The sequence below is a fragment of the Paenibacillus hexagrammi genome (assembly GCF_021513275.1).
Taxonomy (GTDB): domain Bacteria; phylum Bacillota; class Bacilli; order Paenibacillales; family NBRC-103111; genus Paenibacillus_E; species Paenibacillus_E hexagrammi.
Map to the genome: position 1 here is coordinate 707107 of NZ_CP090978.1, position 17691 is coordinate 724797.

At 50.9% G+C, this 17691-nt stretch carries 17 protein-coding genes, 1 pseudogene and 2 other annotated features; of the genes and pseudogenes, 14 read left to right on the plus strand and 4 right to left on the minus strand.

Features of this window, described 5'->3' with window-relative positions; genetic code table 11:
• The first annotated feature begins 120 nt into the window (after positions 1-120).
• Entirely contained in the window at positions 121-1551 is a 1431-nt protein-coding gene (cls, locus tag L0M14_RS03165; RefSeq protein ID WP_235120758.1) for a cardiolipin synthase, read from the plus strand.
• A gap of 25 nt (positions 1552-1576) precedes the next feature.
• Here the strand turns inward: cls and L0M14_RS03170 are convergent, their stop codons facing one another.
• Positions 1577-1894, minus strand: coding sequence for a hypothetical protein (locus L0M14_RS03170; RefSeq protein ID WP_235120759.1), 318 nt, complete (start codon positions 1892-1894; stop codon positions 1577-1579).
• 87 nt (positions 1895-1981) lie between these two features.
• Positions 1982-2863, minus strand: a complete 882-nt coding sequence (gene ligD, locus L0M14_RS03175; protein WP_235120761.1) for a non-homologous end-joining DNA ligase — start codon at positions 2861-2863, stop codon at positions 1982-1984.
• A gap of 222 nt (positions 2864-3085) precedes the next feature.
• On the opposite strand from ligD, the gene L0M14_RS03180 reads away from it, so the two are divergent.
• A complete protein-coding gene (locus L0M14_RS03180) occupies positions 3086-4033 on the plus strand; it encodes an ATP-dependent DNA ligase (protein ID WP_235120763.1) in 948 nt (315 codons plus the stop codon).
• Here the strand turns inward: L0M14_RS03180 and ku are convergent.
• The gene (gene ku, locus L0M14_RS03185) at positions 4026-4928 is read right to left on the minus strand and encodes a non-homologous end joining protein Ku (RefSeq protein ID WP_235120764.1); all 903 of its coding nucleotides are present in this window, start codon (positions 4926-4928) and stop codon (positions 4026-4028) included. The genes L0M14_RS03180 and ku overlap by 8 nt on opposite strands.
• A gap of 167 nt (positions 4929-5095) precedes the next feature.
• On the opposite strand from ku, the gene L0M14_RS03190 reads away from it, so the two are divergent.
• From L0M14_RS03190 to L0M14_RS03220, 7 genes and pseudogenes are all read left to right on the plus strand, one after another.
• Complete coding sequence (locus tag L0M14_RS03190; RefSeq protein WP_235120767.1) at positions 5096-5263, plus strand: hypothetical protein; 168 nt, start codon at positions 5096-5098, stop codon at positions 5261-5263.
• Positions 5264-5277: 14 nt separating this feature from the next.
• The gene (locus tag L0M14_RS03195; protein ID WP_235120769.1) at positions 5278-5460 is read left to right on the plus strand and encodes an H-type small acid-soluble spore protein; all 183 of its coding nucleotides are present in this window, start codon (positions 5278-5280) and stop codon (positions 5458-5460) included.
• 244 nt (positions 5461-5704) lie between these two features.
• Positions 5705-6193 carry a tRNA (adenosine(37)-N6)-threonylcarbamoyltransferase complex ATPase subunit type 1 TsaE gene (tsaE, locus tag L0M14_RS03200; RefSeq protein WP_405031029.1) on the plus strand — a complete coding sequence of 163 codons (489 nt, stop codon included), beginning with the start codon at positions 5705-5707 and terminating at the stop codon, positions 6191-6193.
• 71 nt (positions 6194-6264) lie between these two features.
• Positions 6265-6897 (plus strand): annotated as a pseudogene (gene tsaB / locus L0M14_RS03205) (tRNA (adenosine(37)-N6)-threonylcarbamoyltransferase complex dimerization subunit type 1 TsaB); the annotation flags it as partial.
• 117 nt (positions 6898-7014) lie between these two features.
• Complete coding sequence (gene rimI, locus L0M14_RS03210; RefSeq protein WP_235122794.1) at positions 7015-7551, plus strand: ribosomal protein S18-alanine N-acetyltransferase; 537 nt, start codon at positions 7015-7017, stop codon at positions 7549-7551.
• Complete coding sequence (gene tsaD, locus L0M14_RS03215) at positions 7548-8597, plus strand: tRNA (adenosine(37)-N6)-threonylcarbamoyltransferase complex transferase subunit TsaD (RefSeq protein ID WP_235120772.1); 1050 nt, start codon at positions 7548-7550, stop codon at positions 8595-8597. Before rimI ends, tsaD begins: the two co-directional genes overlap by 4 nt.
• Positions 8598-8673: 76 nt before the next feature.
• Positions 8674-8915: a binding site (T-box leader), on the plus strand.
• A 169-nt stretch (positions 8916-9084) separates the two neighbouring features.
• Positions 9085-9363: a binding site (T-box leader), on the plus strand.
• Positions 9364-9679: 316 nt separating this feature from the next.
• Positions 9680-11239: a 2-isopropylmalate synthase gene (locus L0M14_RS03220; RefSeq protein ID WP_235120774.1), complete on the plus strand. Its 1560-nt coding sequence runs from the start codon at positions 9680-9682 to the stop codon at positions 11237-11239.
• 718 nt (positions 11240-11957) lie between these two features.
• On the opposite strand, the gene abc-f is transcribed toward L0M14_RS03220, so the two are convergent.
• Positions 11958-13901: a ribosomal protection-like ABC-F family protein gene (abc-f, locus tag L0M14_RS03225; RefSeq protein WP_235122795.1), complete on the minus strand. Its 1944-nt coding sequence runs from the start codon at positions 13899-13901 to the stop codon at positions 11958-11960.
• 358 nt (positions 13902-14259) lie between these two features.
• Here abc-f and L0M14_RS03230 point away from each other — a divergent pair, with 358 nt between their 5' ends.
• The 5 genes from L0M14_RS03230 to L0M14_RS31360 all read left to right on the plus strand — a co-directional run bounded on the left by L0M14_RS03230 (position 14260) and on the right by L0M14_RS31360 (position 17649).
• Entirely contained in the window at positions 14260-14880 is a 621-nt protein-coding gene (locus tag L0M14_RS03230; protein WP_235120776.1) for a 5-formyltetrahydrofolate cyclo-ligase, read from the plus strand.
• Between the two features lie 66 nt (positions 14881-14946).
• Positions 14947-15384: a cyclic pyranopterin monophosphate synthase MoaC gene (gene moaC / locus L0M14_RS03235; RefSeq protein WP_235122796.1), complete on the plus strand. Its 438-nt coding sequence runs from the start codon at positions 14947-14949 to the stop codon at positions 15382-15384.
• Positions 15385-15403: 19 nt separating this feature from the next.
• Positions 15404-15895: a molybdopterin adenylyltransferase gene (gene mog, locus L0M14_RS03240; RefSeq protein WP_235120777.1), complete on the plus strand. Its 492-nt coding sequence runs from the start codon at positions 15404-15406 to the stop codon at positions 15893-15895.
• A 5-nt stretch (positions 15896-15900) separates the two neighbouring features.
• Entirely contained in the window at positions 15901-16911 is a 1011-nt protein-coding gene (locus L0M14_RS03245) for a molybdopterin-binding protein (protein WP_405031032.1), read from the plus strand.
• A 39-nt stretch (positions 16912-16950) separates the two neighbouring features.
• Positions 16951-17649: a twin-arginine translocase TatA/TatE family subunit gene (locus tag L0M14_RS31360; protein WP_311198822.1), complete on the plus strand. Its 699-nt coding sequence runs from the start codon at positions 16951-16953 to the stop codon at positions 17647-17649.
• The last annotated feature ends 42 nt before the right edge of the window (positions 17650-17691 follow it).

A 17691-nucleotide genomic window follows, 5' to 3' on the forward strand; every position in this document is an offset into this window, starting at 1 on the left:
AACTTTTACTTTTGGGGGAGGCATCGTCACGTGAGATTGTATACACCTACCTTGGTTGGTATAAGCTATCAGAACGTACCTTGTAAGCAGGTATGGAAAGGACTCGAGGGGGAGAGAGCGATGTTCTGGCTTTTAATGCTACTGCTGCTATTTGTCTTTCAGACGGCGACAATTCTGGTGGGCGAATTCCGAAGGCCTGCTAAGACCGTTGCCTGGCTTCTCGTTTTGTTTATTTTTCCGATCATTGGATTTATCATGTATTATTTTCTGGCCAAAGAATATTCACAGCGCAAAATTGTTCGCCGAAGGACAAGACATAAAATGACCGACATACAGCGTCAGCTGCGCATGCCGGGAGGTGCGTCAGATGTGGGTTCCACCTCATCCTTGTGTGAATTGTACAGCGATTCCCGCTTGTGCGGGCTGCTTCACAATATCCCCGGGTCACCGATCACAAGCAGAAACCAGGTCACAGTCCTAACCAATGCAGAAGCGGCTTATCCCGTCATGCTGGAGGCGATTGAACAAGCGCAGTCTCACATTCATGTTGAGTTTTATACCATACGCCACGATCAGATTGGAACTAAATTCCAAGAAATCTTGATTCAAAAAGCGAAAGAGGGCGTCAAGGTAAGAATCATCTATGATGGCATCGGCAGTTATTCACTTTCTTCTTCGTACATAAAAAAACTTCGTCAGGCCGGGATCGAGGTCCATCCCTTTCTGCCGCCGCTCATTGCTTTCTTTGATAAACGAATGAATTACCGCAACCACCGGAAAATCGTTGTCGTAGATGGACAAATCGGTTTTGTGGGGGGGATCAATATCGGAGATGAATACTTGGGGAAGGATCCGAAGCTAGGCTTTTGGCGGGACACCCACCTGAAGCTTCAGGGTGATGCGGTCTATTACCTGCAGATGACCTTTCTGACCGATTGGCACTTTGTATGCGGACAGAAATTGACGGAGGATGCCTTGTTTCCCGAGCATGGGCAGCCCGATTCTTCCTTAGTTCAGATGATTTCCAGCGGTCCCGATGCCCAGTGGGATTCGATTCAAGAGATGTTCTTTGCCGGCATTGCCGCAGCGAAGAAGCGGGTGTACATGACGACGCCGTATTTTATACCGGACGGCAGCATTGCCATGGCGCTGAAAACAGCCGCTATCAGCGGCGTGGATGTCCGCATCATTTTACCCTATAAAGGTGATTCCCGTATCGTTCAATATGCTTCCAGATCGTACTTGCAGGAGCTGATGCAGGCCGGAGTCCGGTTTTATTTATACCGTAAGGGGTTTATTCATGCAAAGATTTTAATTATTGATCATATGTTGGCCACTGTGGGCACCGCCAATATGGATATGCGAAGTTTTTTCAGCAATTTTGAACTGAATGCGGTGATGTTTGACCGCGATATCATGAAGAGGATTGAAACTGATTTCATGCAGGATTTGAAGGATTGCGAGGAGCTGAGGCTGGTTGAGTTCGAGAAACGATCACGCTATGAAAAAGGAAAGGAAGTGATCGCAAGATTGCTCTCACCTTTGTTTTAAAACAGGAGGGAGGGGCCGAGAGAGCTTACAGGCAGTCGATAAGCGCTTGCCAAAGGGCATCACAAAGCTCGCCGGCTCGGTACCGGTCATTCACGACCCACTCACGGTCATCCTGGTGCATAGCGTGAATACGTCCATGCTCACTTAAGAATTGAAGAATTTGACCTACGTTCAGCAGCGGCAGCGATTTGATGCGGTCTACGCCGTTCAAGTAATAAATCATTTCCTCATGGTCGCCGATGGCGATATAGTCGCCCTCTTGAGGCTTCCACCGGCTGCGGAGCTTGTCGGTTTGTTCACTTGATAATTCGGCAATCTGAAGCTGTGTTATTCGTTGTTTCATAGCAACCTCCTTCGAGAAACGTTCCCTCCATCCTAACTTAAATTAGACAAATATGCACAAATTCCTGCCTATAAGGCATATCAGTACCTACAGCTTAGCTAAAATCATGTCCAAATTCTGCGGGGGGACCTGCGCGATCAGGTCGCCTTTTTGCTGAAGTCTGCCCATAATCGTATGAAGATTGAACTCTCTAGGATGGGGGCGGGCCTCCACCTCATTCCACTGCAAAGGAGTTGATACCGAAGCGTAAGGAGTAGCTCTTGGTGTGTATGGCGCGGAAAGAGTTTTCCCGTACCAGTGCTGCAAATAATCCAAGTAGATGAGACTGCCCCGGTTTTTCTTAAAGCGTTCTATCGTGAACAGGTGAGGGTGCCTCTTGACCGCATAGCTGGCAACGAAATGCCCGATTCGCCGAAGCTGCTCGAATGTATATCCCGGTTGAATGGGAACATAAATTTGCACGCCGGTGGCGCCTGAGGTCTTGGCGATGGACTCGATGCGCAGAGAGTCGAGAATCTCTCCGATGATCACAGCGGCCTCCATAATTCGCGGCTCATCCTCAAGCGTAGGATCCATATCGATGACCCATTCGGCAGGCAGCGATGATCCGACGTGGTGAAAGGACGGGTGGAATTCCAAGCAGGCTAGATTAGCCAGCCATATGAGAGTAGGCACACAGTCGAGATTGACATAGTTGATTCCCTTAAGAGGAGCAAGCTTTACAAATTCCGGCAGCGGCTCCGGCGCATTCTTTTGATAAAACGATTTGTCATTGTAGCCATGCGGATACCGAATCGTGGTTAAGTGGCGGTCCTTACAGTACTTCAGTAAATACGGTGCGAGCTCAGTAAGCTTCAGTATGTAATCCGCTTTCGTAATTCCTTGTTCCGGCCACAAGGGTTTAGTCGGATTCGTAATGGTCAGCTCATGACCTTCTACGATCAGAACACCTTTGGTAGTAACGGCCATATGCAGCAGGCTCCTCTCGAAAGTTACTTATTTCTAGTATTTCCAATGACCATGCTATATAAAATAGCACTGAACACTGAGCCCTCCGGGCCCCCGTTATCGACTGCCCTACACTGTAAACATAACGCCATAATTTGCGGTAGTCACATCCGCCAGATGCATAGCGGCAGGCAGTTTAGCGGAAACTAATGGTAATGAGTAGAAGCCCAGTGGAGGTAAGTCATGAAGCTAGAGCCTGTTATACCCTTTGAACCTATGTCCGCATCGCAAGCTCCTGCCGCAGCGCAGTGGATTCACCAGGTCAAATGGGACGGAGTCCGGATGCTGGTCTATTACGAGAGCGGCGAGTGCCGGTTGTTCAATCGCAAACGGAACGAACGGACGATGAACTACCCCGAGCTTACGGATGTATCGGTATACTGTAAGGCGGACTCGGTCATATTGGACGGAGAAATTATTGCGCTTGCCGCGGATGGTAAGCCGTCGTTTCATGAAGTAATGCGTCGTGACGGGGTAAGACGAGCTGAACGGATCGAATCCTCCCGCAGAGCGGTCCCCATTGCTTATATGGTCTTCGATGTGCTGTACCTTAACGGTGAGTGGGTCACGGATAAACCGCTGAGTGAACGAATCGATCTGCTTACCAGCATCATCATTCCCAATCAGACCGTACAAGTGGTGCCTGCCTATCCGAACGGACAGGCGTTGTTTGATCTGATGAAGCAGCAGGGGATGGAGGGAATTATCAGTAAGGATACGAGCAGCGCATACGCCTGCGACCGCAAGGATCAGCGGTGGGTCAAGGTGAAAAATTATGGCGATGTCATAGCGGTGATCGGCGGATTTACGTTGAACGGGGGCATCGTCAACGCGGTGCTAGTAGGTGTGTACGATGATCAGCAGCGGCTTCACTTTATTGGACATGTGGGTACGGGGAAAATGCCCAGAAAAGAGTGGGCTGAGCTTACGGATACTTTGAAGCCAATGGTGATCGCGGCGATGCCGTTCTGCTCTGCGCATCCCGACATGAAGGGCGCATACTGGGTGAAGCCGCAGCTTGCTGTGAAAATTCAGTACACGGAGTGGCGGTATAAGGAAGGAAGAACCCTGCGGCAGCCGTCCATACAGGCTTTCGTAGACGTTCCGCCGCAGGAATGTATCTTTAGGTAATTGCTTCTGTCTCTTTCTCTTTTTCTTTGTCTTTCGTTTTCTCTTTCTTTGCCCGGGTCTTAGGCTTCTTGGTTTCTTTGACGGTGGCATCGGCTTCAAGTGTGACCTTATCGTTGTCCGACGGGGAAGGCGCTACTGCGTCTAAACTAGCCTGCAGCGCGGCCATAAGGTCGATAACGCTCGTTTTTTGCACTTCCGGAGCCGTCTGAACGTCCTCGCCCGCCACTTTGTGCTCAATGGCTTCCAAGAGCCGGCCGCGGTATTCATCTTTGTACTTTTCAGGTTCAAAAGGTGTGGAAAGCTGTCCGATCAGCAGTTTCGCCATTTCCAGCTCCCGTTCATTTACATTCGAATTCTCTGGTAAATTAGGAACCTGACTAATGGGACGGATTTCATCCGGGTAGAAAATCGTCTCCATCGCAAGGCAATTATCAATAACCCTTATCGCCGCTAATGAGCTTTTGGAGCGTATAGATACTTTGGAGATGCCGATTTTTCCGGTTTGCTTCATGGATTCGAGCAGCAGATTGTAAGCGCCGGCGCCGGTATCCCCGGGAGCTAAGTAATAAGTTTTTTGAAAATAGACCGGATCGATATCCGTTAAATGGACGAAATCCAAAATCTTAATTTCCTTGTTAGCCTCACCTGATATAGCCTCAAGCTCCTCTTTCTCAAAGAGGACGAAACGTCCTGGCTCGTATTCATACCCGCGCGCAATTTCCTCCCACTCTACTTCTTTCTCGCAGGTATTGCATTTACGCACATAAGAGAGCGGGGTAATACAAGCTTTATGAATATATTTCATAGAAATATCTTTGTCCTCTGTAGCTGAGAACATTTTGACAGGCACATGAACAAGGCCGAAGCTGATAGCGCCTTTCCATACGGTATGCATAGGCATCCTCCTTACGATTCCAGTGACGATTCCTCGATTCTATCAGTATTAACGAAGAAGATTTCCTTTATACGGCATAGATTTAAGAGAATGAAGGTTTGAAATCAGGGAAACTTAATGATGATAGATGCTGTACAAAATCTCATTCGAACAAGGAGGGTTCTCACATGGCGCAGGATACGCAGTATGAAGGCAAGGACGATTATTTTATGGATATAGACCGCATGATCAATGAGGGCCTAGGCGGAGGCACCGTAACCATTCACAATGGATTGATCGAAGAATCGACAACGGATACAATGGATCATCCGGAATCCGTTATGGATGAAGTGTAGAGGAGTCGCTTACCATGGACATTCATCGCGCTCAACAGATTTTAGCGGCTGACGATAAGATCGAAGTCGAGCTTCATGGCCTGCCCGTGTGGATCGACAGTGTAGATTCCAAGCTCGCTACGGCTAAGGTGCACTCCGAAGAAAATCCTGCAGATACAAGGACGGTTTCTGTGCAGGAGCTGGAAGAAGTGCGTTAAGATAATAGGGCTACAGATTAGGCTTTGGCTTGCTCTTATTTCGTAAGAGCAGGCCATTTTTCTATCTAATAAAAGATATTTATAACATAGTAGATCTGATAAGCGAGTGGTACCGCGTCACTAATGGAAACATCGTTATCCCCATTGTCCCACAAAACACCTCGAGCACATAGTTGCCGTTCGAGGTGAACGAGGACTATAATAGGAGCAGCAAGCGGATACGGAAGGAAAGGGCTGAGATACACTGGTTCCATCCAATAGAACTTATACATATCACTCCAACGGCGAAACGGACACGGACAAGTTAGGCAAGCTTCTCGCTGCTTATCTGGAGCCGGGTACGGTGATTACGCTGGACGGGGATTTAGGCGCGGGAAAGACTCGATTTTCACAGGGCTTTGCCAGAGCTATGGGGATTCGAGAGGTGGTTAACAGTCCCACGTTTACGATTGTGAAAGAATACGAAGGGGAGAAGTTACCCTTTTACCATATGGACATGTATCGCATCTCACAAGATGAGGCGGATGATTTGGGACTGGATGACTACTTCTATGGAGCAGGCGTAACTTTGATCGAATGGTCAAGTCTCATCGAAGAGCTGCTGCCCGAGAACCGGCTATCCATCCATATAGCCTACACCGGCGAAACGACTCGTATGTTTCAATTGATACCATACGGCGATCCTTACAGGAACTGGTGTTTACAAATGAAGGAGAACGGACAACTACAATGAGTACAATGACAGATACGTTGAGAGATAACCAGCATCCATATTGCTTGGCTATGGATACATCCACTTCCTCGATGACAGTGGCTGTATTAAATCAGGGCAAGCTGCTCGGAGAAATCCATTCACAAGCGGAGCGAAACCATTCGATCGGACTGCTGCCGCACATTCAGGATCTGCTGAAGTCATTAGACTTACAGGCCAGAGATATTGGCTCGATAGCCGTAGGAAGAGGACCAGGGTCCTATACAGGCGTCAGAATCAGTGTTTCGGTTGCGAAAACATTGGCGTGGTCACTGGGTCTTCCGCTAATCGGCGTGTCCAGCTTGGAAGCGATGGCTTGGGGCGGCTTTGATCAAGTGCAACGAGAACACAGTCCTTCCGAAGTTAATCAGCCGACTTGGGTGATTCCATTGATGGATGCTAGGCGCAAGCAAGCTTTTACTGGGATTTATGAATGCCTGGTGAAAGGCGGGGAAGAGAGTGCGCGGCCGCTAGAGGTGATGCCTGACGGCATCAGACTGATGGAGGCGTGGGTGAAGCAGATAGCGGAGAAGATCGAAGCATCGGCTTATAAGCCCGCTCGAGTCGTATTCGTAGGGGAAACGGCCGGCTTTGCCGAACAAATCCAGTTCTTACAGGAAAACTGGACAGGTCAGGTTGTTCAGCAGGCATATCAAATCGAGGCCGAATATGTCGGTAAGCTTGCTTATCCGCGCTGGATTCAAGGTGATTACGACGATACTCACACCTTGGTGCCGAACTATACCCAGCTGCCGGAGGCGGAGGTCAATCTTTTGGCTAAAGCGCAAAAGGGGGCAATTGACATGGAGCAGCATCAGGCGGACCTGGCTGCATGGTCTATACAATTCCGGTTGATGCGTCTTGAGGACATCCCGGAAATTTGCGAAATTGAGCAGGAGTCGTTCACAACGCCGTGGACGGCAGGAGCCTTTGAAAATGAGCTAACGAATAATCAATTCGCCAAGTATATGATCTTGGAGATTGACGGACATATAGGCGGATACGGGGGCATGTGGCTGATTATGGACGAGGCGCATGTGACCAATATTGCTGTTCGCAGCATGTACCGGGGCAAGAAACTGGGTGAGCGCCTGCTGAGGGAGCTCATGCGGACGGCTGCTTTTTTGGGAGCGCTTAGAATGACACTCGAAGTAAGAGCCTCCAATCATATCGCGCAAAATTTGTATGAAAAGCTCGGCTTCCGTTCGGTAGGCGTTCGGAGAGGCTACTATACGGACAACCGTGAAGATGCGATTATCATGTGGGCCGATCTGCCCAGGATGCGGCGGTCAAAAAATGGTACCCAAGACCCGACTGTAGGAAATGGAGAAATAACGTGATTACAAAACCTGATCATCAACAATTGGATCCGGCAAAGCCGGTTTATATTTTAGCGATCGAAACAAGCTGTGACGAAACCTCTGTTGCTATTGTGGAAAACGGGAAAATCATTCGCTCGAACGTGGTTTCCAGCCAAATCGAAACTCACCAGCGCTACGGAGGAGTCGTCCCTGAAGTGGCTTCGCGCAAGCACGTGGAATCGATTACGTGGATGCTGCAGGAAGCTGTGGAAAACGCAGGCATCCAGCTGGGCGACCTGTCGGCTATTGCCGTTACGCAAGGGCCGGGACTTGTCGGTGCGCTGCTGGTAGGTGTCGTGGCAGCTAAAGCCTTAGCACTCTCACTCGGACTTCCGCTAATCGGTGTCCATCACATAGCCGGGCATATCTATGCGAATCAGCTGGTTCATGAGCTGGAGTACCCGTTGATCGCGCTTGTCGTTTCCGGCGGACATACCGAGCTGGTGCACATGGAAGCGCCCGGACGGTTCCGCATCATTGGACGGACCCGGGATGACGCAGCAGGCGAGGCATACGACAAAGTCGCTCGCGCTATGGGCCTGCCCTATCCGGGCGGGCCGCACGTCGACCGCCTGGCGGCTGCGGCCGAGCACGAGATTACCATGCCGCGCGCATGGCTCGAAGCGGACTCCTACGACTTCAGCTTCAGCGGATTGAAATCCGCCGTGCTCAACGTCGTGAATCAGTCCAAGATGCGCGGAGAGGCGCTGCAAACCGCGCAAATCTCCAAAGGCTTCCAAGAGTCCGTCATCGACGTCTTGGTTGAGAAAGCGGCGCGCGCCGTGCGGGAGTACGGCGCGAAGCAGCTGCTGCTCGCGGGCGGTGTCGCCGCGAACAAGGGGCTGCGCGGCCGGCTTGCCGAGCGCGCAGAGCAGCTGGGCGTGCCGCTGCTCGTGCCTCCGCTGAGCCTGTGCACGGATAATGCGGCGATGATTGCCGCCGCCGCGTTCCTCAAATGGGACAAGCAGGAGTTCTCACAGCTTGACTTGAAGGCAGAGCCGCTGCTGAAGCTGGAAGAGTGGTAAAAGCCTAAATCTTGGAATTTTTTACTACCATGCATTGACTTCGCCAAACCTGCATACTATAATCATCATCAATACTTCAAACGCAACGAACGGGAATAGTAAGGAAGCACGGTTTCGCTCAGAGAGCTGCGGATTGGTGAAACGCAGACGAAACGTCGCCTGAACTCGCCCGGGAGCGGTAAGACTGATAGGGTGCCAAGGATCCGGCATTCCGGCAGGTCTTGACGGCTGACCCCCGTGATCGGGTACATGAGTGGTTCCGGTATTCCGGAACAACAAGAGTGGTACCGCGGAAGGCAACAGCCTGTCGTCTCTTTTTACAGAGATGGCAGGCTTTTTTTGTTGGTCAGCAGCATTGATAAACGTTGAAATTCGGAGCGAATCCTGCTTGATCAAAGCCGTTTATCCATGCATGGCTAGCACTGCCAACAGCTTGAAGCGGGCGGACTCACATCCCTTTCATCCAACAAACCGAATACCCCATATACCAAACGCAATGAACAAGAGTAGTAAGAGTAACAGTCAAAGGTACAGAAAGCTGCGGGTTGATGCGACGCAGACCGACGACACTCTGAACTCGCTTGGAAGCGGTCAGGTTGAACAGCCCTCATCCAGAGTGGCTGCTAGGCATGAACGGTTGACCCCCGTGATCAGGTGATGCGACGGCATGCTTATTATAGCGCGATCGTCGTATCTGAGGTGGACTTCCAGAAGCGAAGTCAACAAGAGTGGTACCGCGCGGGTAAAAAGACCTGTCGTCTCTTTAGTTTAAGAGACGGCAGGTCTTTTTTGTATCGCATAAGAAGACCACGATAGAGGCTTATCTTATTTCCACATTTTATAGTGGGTATAGCCGTGATAAACTTCGAGTTAGTTGAGCAGGGACACATGTGAGGACGAACATGAAAGAAGAGGACGTGAGGTATAAGGCTGGGCGCAACTGCAGTGCGACCGGACCCTAACTGACATAAATCACTTCTGGAATGACCACATCCATACTACAGCAGGATACATGTTGATAAACCTATAAGTGACAGATTCTATATACAACGAAAATCCAAAATTTACGGAGGTTATGAACTATGGAAATTAACAAACGACGCATTCGTATTTTTGATACGACTTTGAGAGACGGCGAGCAGGCTCCAGGAGCATCTCTGTATCCGGAGGAAAAAATTCGCATTGCCCGGCAATTGGCCAGCATGGGCGTAGACACGATTGAACCAGGCTTCCCGATTTCAAGTCCAGGCGACTTTCATGCTGTGCAGCAAATCTCACGGGAGCTGCAGCAAATTGAAATTTGCGGCTTTGGCCGCGCGGTGAAGGAAGATATCGACGCAGCTGTCAAGGCTACGCAAGATGCAGGCATGCGGCGGATTCACATGTTCTTATCATCGTCGGATATTCACCTGGATTTTCAGCTTCGGAAATCCCGCCAGCAGGTCGTAGAGATGGCTCGCTCCATGGTTGCTTATGCGAAGCAGTTCGTGGATCGCATCGAGTTCTCGCCCATGGATGCCACTCGAACTGGCGATGAATTCCTTTTCGAGGTATTGGAAGCTGTGATTGAGGAAGGAGCGACGATCCTGAATATTCCGGATACCGTTGGTTATGCCCTGCCTGAGGAGTACGGCAATATGTTCCGCCGGGTCCGCGCCGGTGTTCGAGGCGGAGATAGGGTTGAATACAGTGCCCACTGTCATAACGATCTGGGGCTTGCCGTGGCAAACAGTCTGGCTGCGATCTCAGCAGGTGTTACGCATGTAGAAGTGACAGTCAACGGTGTTGGGGAGCGCGCCGGCAACTGTTCGCTGGAAGAACTGGTCATGGCGATTGAAACGCGCAAACAGACGATGGGGGTAGAAACCGGCATTGTGACAAGCGAGGTCTTCAACACCTCCAAGATGGTGAGCCGCATCATGGGCTTTCCTATCGCGTATAACAAGCCGATTGTGGGCAGAAATGCGTTCCAGCACGAAGCCGGCATTCATCAGGACGGCCTGCTGAAAAACCGCAGCACCTATGAAATCATGGATCCCGAGAAGCTTGGTATCCCGCGTTCCATGATCATTCTGGGCAAGCACTCCGGACGTCATGCTCTGAAGCATCGTGTAGGCCAATTCGGTGTACAAATGACGTCGGAAGAGCTGGATACGCTGTACACTCGTTTCAAAGAGAAGGCCGATGCTCAGAAGATTGTGACCGACGATCAATTGATGGAGCTGGTAGGAGCTGCGGTTGAGGGTCATGTTGAAGCATTTACCTTAACCCAGCTTCAAGTAGCTAGCAGCGGCGGCAAAGAACGCTCTCATTCGGCGAAGGTCGCCATTCGCAACAATCAGACCGGTGAGGAGCATATGTATGCGGCTGTTGGCGAAGGACCGGTCGAGGCGATCGTGCAAAGCCTGAGACAAGCGATGCCGATGGCTGTGGAGTTCTCCGATCTGGAGCTGCATTCGCTGTCCACTGGTGAGAAGGCGACTGGCGAAGCAGAGGTGACGCTGGTCATCGGAGGCGAATCCTTCAAGAATACAGGCATGGACCAGGACATCTTGATGTCGGTTGCCAAAGCATTCGTTGCTGCCTGTAATCAAGCGGTGCGCATGCAAAATAAAGCGCCATCCGAGGCGACCTCCGCCTAAATTTATATGCACAGGGCATGTGGGTAACATTATCCACATGCCCTGTGGATAATGTGTATAACATCGTGAAGTGCAGATGTGACAAGGGTTTGAGAAATTAGCATTTTGGAATAACTTTTGCACATATTTTTGTGGATAATGTGGATAAAAGTGTGAAGTACTTTAAAAAACCCTGTAATGGAGGCGATTTGTGCCTCTTTTTTGTTTGTGGATAATGTTGTGAATAAGTGAATAGTCTGTATTTTCAGCGAATAAGGGCTGTGTATAGAGACAAACACTCTGCAAAATGCACGAAAATGTGACAGTGAATTGTGGGACTAAAGGACAGGAGTCGACACTAACGCAAGATGTCCTGTGGGTAACAATCCGCTTCGTTGAGGTTGTCCACAAGCTGTTTCTGTTTAGCGTTCGACATTTATTGAACCGTTGGTTAAATAAATCATCTTCGCTCTTTAAGCCGGCTCTCTTTACCATTTCTTACTTGGCCATAACCAGTCTATGTGCGATCTATCCACAAGCTAATTCCTGCGACAACCTGACCAGTAGTGGACGCAAAAAAGACCCGTACAAACCGTACGGGTCAGAGTGTTGATCAAGGTAAATATAGGGCTTTGCAGTTTTCGGAGAAGCGTAGCGCAAAGTGTGGATCATCGAGCACAGTTGGAACACTGCTACAGCCAGCCCTAACGAAGCCGGAAATGCACATGCAAACTGCTGTCTAGGAGAGCAGCGTCTCCCACTCCTCGTAGTAAGCGGCGAGCTCGGCTTTCTTTTGCTCCGAGAGGGAAGTCTTCTCTTGAACAAGCACATAGTTGTTATACACTTCTGGGTCGGCCAGCTCGGTCTCGAGGGCTGTTATCTCCTCTTCCAAGCGGGCGATATCCTTCTCAAGCTGTTCAATTTTACGCTGGCGGTTGCGCTCTTCGCGCTTGGCCTGCTTATCCGCTTCATAGCTGCCAGTTGATGGAGCCGTACTTGCGGCTGCAGTTGCAGCGGCTTGCTTTTTCTCCGCTTCCTTAGCCAGACGCTTGGCTTCCATTTCCGCCAGCTCGGCTTTCTTTTCTACATAGTCATCATAGTTCCCCAGGTAGGAGGTCACACCGGAGCTGCTCAGTTCCAGCATGCTCTCAGCCATTTTATTAAGGAAATATCGGTCATGAGAAATAAAAAGCAAAGTTCCCTCGTAATCGACTAAAGCCGCTTCCAGCACCTCTTTACTGTACAAGTCCAGATGGTTCGTCGGCTCATCAAGAATGAGGACGTTGGCTTTTTGCAGCATGAGCTTGGCCAGTGCTACGCGAGCCTTCTCTCCGCCGCTTAGAGAGGATACTTTTTTAAAAACATCTTCTCCGCTGAACAAAAAGCTGCCAAGCACAGTTCGAATGCGTGCCTCTTCCAGATGGGGATAAGCATTCCAAAGCTCGTCAAGCACGGAGTTTGCGGGATTGAGCCCAGTCTGTTCCTGATCGTAGTACCCGATGGTTACATTCGCTCCCCATTTATAGGTTCCCAGATCCTGAACATGCTGCCCGATCAGTGTTTTCAGCAGTGTTGATTTACCGATCCCGTTCGGACCGATCAGCGCAGCTGTTTCTCCCCGGCGCAGGTGGAAGGTGACATCCTCGACAAGCCGCTTTTTACCATCATAGGACAGTGCGATTTGATCAACCAGCAGCACTTCCTTGCCTGAGCTCTGTTCGATTTCGAAAGAGAAGGAAGCTTTCTTCAAGTCTCCTAACGGCTTGTCCATCCGCTCCATTTTCTCAAGTGCTTTTCGGCGGCTTTGCGCCCTCTTAGTGGTGGAAGCTCTGACGATGTTACGCTGTACGAAATCCTCGAGCTTGGCGATCTCATCCTGCTGTTTCTCGTAATGCTTCATCTGAATCTCGTAATCGGCTTCCTTGATCTCAATATAGCGGGTGTAATTGCCCGTGTATCGCTTGGAATTGTGCCGCTCGATTTCATAAATCGAGGTGACCAGCGCATCCAAGAAATAGCGGTCATGGGATACGACAAGTATAGCGCCGGGATATCCCCGCAGGTAGCCTTCCAGCCAAGTCAGTGTGGCGATGTCCAAATGGTTGGTTGGCTCATCAAGCATAAGCAGATCGGGTTCTTCCAGCAGCATTTTAGCTAGAGCCAGACGGGTCTTTTGTCCACCGCTTAAAGTATCTACTTTTGTTTCGGGTGGAAACAGCCCAAAGCCCATTCCGTGCAAAATGCCGCGAATCTTGGCCTCAATTTCGTATCCGCCCTGCTCCTTAAACCATTCGGACTTCTGCGCGTAGCGGTTCATCGTGGTCTCATATTTTTTTTCGTCTTCAATCAGCTTCGGGTCAGCCATAGCCGCTTCGAGCTCACGAATTTCTTTTTCTGTCTCCAGGAGACCGGAGAAAACGCTGAGCAGCTCGTCCCAGATCGATTTGTCCGTATTCAGCCCGCTGTTTTGACGGAGATAGCCGATTTTTGTCTCTTTTGCTTTGAAAATGTCGCCGCTATCATAGGAAAGATCGCCGTTAATGATTTGCAGAAGCGTCGATTTGCCCGCCCCGTTGACACCGACGAGCCCAATTCGTTCTTTATTCTCAATTTGAAGTGTTATATTGGAAAGTACGGATCTGACGCCGTAGCTTTTGGATAAGCTTGAAACTTGCAATAGCATGCCGGTTGTGCCTCCTGCTTTCATAATTAAACCCATCAATTCACTAGTATACACCATTCCTTTGGATAACGTTGATTGGATTTGCTTAAGCGTTGATTTCATGCGGAATGCCACTTAGGGGCAAGATAGAGGGTAAAGGTATCAGAACCGCCGACTTGTAAGGGCACCTCTGTTGACAAATCGTTATATTCACACTCATTTGCTGCCGGATCCCGTTAGGATATAGCTTGGACTCATGGTGCTGATGATGCATCTGTAAGGCGATTTGGATGAGGGGCTAGCGCACGAGTGTAGTTTTTTTTCATGTTTATGTTAAAATGAGGGAAACCACTCCTCGCTAGGGAAGGGCTGATCATGAATGAACATCCGTGAGCGAAAAATAGAGCTGCGTAAGGTGATGGAGGAAAAACGGGCTTCCATTAACGCTGAAGAACGTATAGAAAAGGAACAAAGAATCAATGAGCGGCTGATACGGATATGCACGGACAAGCTTCTCGCATCGGGACAGGCTGCCGAAAGTGCAGCTCCAAGCCTGCTTACTTATATGCCGTTTCGTTCTGAGCCGGATGTCACTCCGCTTATGAGATGGTGCTGGAGTCAAGGGATTCGGACGCTGCTGCCGCGAGTCGTGCCAGATACGAAGACGATGGATCTGCATATCGTGCAGAGCGAGAACGATTTGGAAACGGGTTCCTACCATATTCGGGAGCCGTATAAAGATTCTCCGGTTGAGCGTAATCTTGCGGCGGTCTCGATGATTTTGGTGCCGGGGCTTGCTTTTGATACCGAATTTGGACGGTTAGGCTACGGCGGAGGCTACTATGACCGGTTTATGCAGCTGTTTGCCGCACAAGGGCTGCCTAGGCCGCCTGCGATTGCAGCAGCTTTTGATATTCAATTGATTCCTCAAGTGCCTTCTTCATGGCATGATTTTCGTGTAGACGGGATCGTAACGGAATCGAAGGAATTATATAAATAAAAGAGGTGAGTGCGCTTGAGCGAGTCCTCGAATTTGACTCATTTTAACGAACAAGGACGGGCGCGGATGGTGGATGTCTCCGACAAAGCAGAGACGAAGCGCACAGCTGCAGCGCGTTCAACTCTAAAGATGAACCCCGAAACGCTGGAATTAATCAAGCAGGGCAAGTTGAAAAAAGGCGATGTACTCGCTGTCGCTCAAGTAGCCGGTATCATGGCTGCCAAGAAGACGTCCGAATGGATTCCGATGTGCCATCCTATTCCGCTTACTGGTATTGATATTGCTTTCAGCGATAACGGCGCGGATGAGTTATACATAGAAGCTACTGTGCGTACGACCGGACAGACCGGAGTGGAGATGGAGGCGTTGACTGCGGTTTCTGCGGCCGCTCTGACTGTGTACGATATGTGCAAGGCTGTACAAAAAGATATGGAGATCAGATCCACGATGCTCATCAGCAAAACCGGAGGAAAGAACGGGGATTTTCATCGCAGTGATCGATAATTAGGGAGAGGTGACATGGATGAGCTGGAAGGTTGCGATTTTGACGGCCAGTGATCGCGGTTACCGAGGAGAACGAGAAGATACTAGCGCACAGGTGATTCGCGAGCTGGTGGAGGAAGAGATTCAAGGGGAAATCATTGAATACCGGGTCGTGCCGGATGAGATGGACGAAATCATGGCTTCACTCATCGAAATGACGGATTACTATCAGGCTGATTTGATCCTGACAACCGGTGGCACGGGGCTCGCCCCCCGAGATGTAACGCCGGAAGCAACGCTCAATGTCATCGATCGGGTGGCTCCGGGATTTGCGGAGGCCATGCGCATGATATCCATGCAAAAAACGCCGAAAGCCATGCTCTCCCGGGCTGTATCGGGCATTCGCGGGCGGACGCTGATTATCAATTTGCCCGGTAGTCCCAAAGGGGTTCAAGAAAACCTCATGGCGATCATTGAGCAGCTGCCCCATGCGCTGGGCATTTTGACGGGCAAAGAAGGTGACCATGGGTAATGGGCATAGAAAATGAAGGTATGCTGCGGGAAGTGAAGGTGGAGGATGCCGTAGGTATGATTCTGCCTCACGATCTGACGCAGATTTTGCCAGGTGAGTTCAAGGGATGTCTCTTTCGCAAAGGACATCAGATCAGTGAGGCGGACATTCCTGCGCTGCTTAGCATCGGTAAGGAACATATCTATGTCATGGAGTTGAAAGAAGGCTATCTCCATGAGGACGAGGCCGCACTGCGCATGGCGCGGGCGATACAGGGAGATAACGTGACGCTGACGGAGCCGCACGAGGGCAAGGTGAATGTCAAATCGGCGATTCATGGACTCGTCAAGATCAACCGAACGTTTATCGATCGCGTGAACGCGATGGATCAAATCGTCATGTCAACCGTCATGACGAATGTTGTTGTGAAGCCGGGCGCTTCGCTAGTCGGCACCCGGGTCATTCCCTTGATCGTGGACGAAGCCAAGATCATAGAAGTTGAGCGCATCGCGGCTGAGCTGCGTGCAGAAGGAGCGGCTTTGGTCGAAGTCAAGCCGCTGAAGGAGCTGCGCGTCGGTGTCATCACCACCGGCAGCGAAGTGTTCAAGGGCCGAATTCAGGATAAATTCGGCCCGGTGGTGAAGGAGAAGGTCGCCGCGCTCGGCTCCCATGTCGTAGACCAACGCTTCGTGTCGGATGACAGCGAAGCGATTGTTCGGGAGATCCACGCCTTCCAGGCAGAGGGCGTGGATCTGATTCTGGTCACGGGCGGCATGTCCGTGGACCCCGACGACCGCACCCCCGGCGCGATCAAAGCAGCCGGGGCGCGGATTGTCAGCTACGGCACGCCGATGCTGCCGGGCTCGATGCTGATGATTGCCTATCTAGGCGATCTGCCGGTCATGGGACTGCCGGGCTGCGTCATGCACGACCCGTACACCTCCTTTGACGTCCTGCTGCCGCGGATTTGCGCAGGCGAGGAAATCGTACGCCAGGACATTACGGAGATGGGGTACGGCGGCTTTTATCAATGTTAGTATGGCTGTTTGTTCGGAATCGAAGGGAGTTGAGAGCCTTTGTTTCAAAATATCGGATTTACCGAGATTCTGCTGATTGCGATTGTGGGGCTGCTGCTCTTTGGCCCGCAGAAGCTGCCGGAATTCGGTCGCGCCTTGGGGCGGACGATCCATGAGTTTAAGAAAGGCGCGCGCGAGCTGCTGAGCGTCGAGCCTGAAGCTGCTGCAAAGCCGGCGGCAGCTGAGCGAAAGCAGGAAACTGCACAGCCGGTGACAACGGAGCGAGAGCAGGGAACCGGGGCTAGTGCGGGAGGTGAGCAACGTGAGGCTGCGGATGAGCGAGGGGTTGCCAAGCATGCGGGAGCTGAGCGGAAGCAAGAAACTGCGCCGAGTGAGGCTGCGGAGCGGACAGCAGCTGACCCATTAGGCGTATCCGTGGCAACGGAAACAGCCGAACTTCTGGCTGCATCGGGCCAATCGGTAGGAACTGTGCAGCAGGTGGAGGCACACGGTAGCGGACACAGCGCTTCTCAGTTAACACATGTGACCGTGCAGCCTTTGGCATCAGATAGACACTTGCAGGCCTCTGTCCATGGTCCTAGTCAAGCTGCGGCTGCTGGGTCAACTCAGGTAAGCTCTCATTCAGACACGGAGTCTTTACAGGGCACCCCGGAGCTGACTGTTCAAAACCTGCGCCCTGATCCCGTGGTCAAGGACACGTCCGGGCCGTCACGTAATCCGAAGCGGCTGCCGGATTAGGCTTCGAGAACTTTTAATGAAAGTGTGGACGAGGAGATCGCT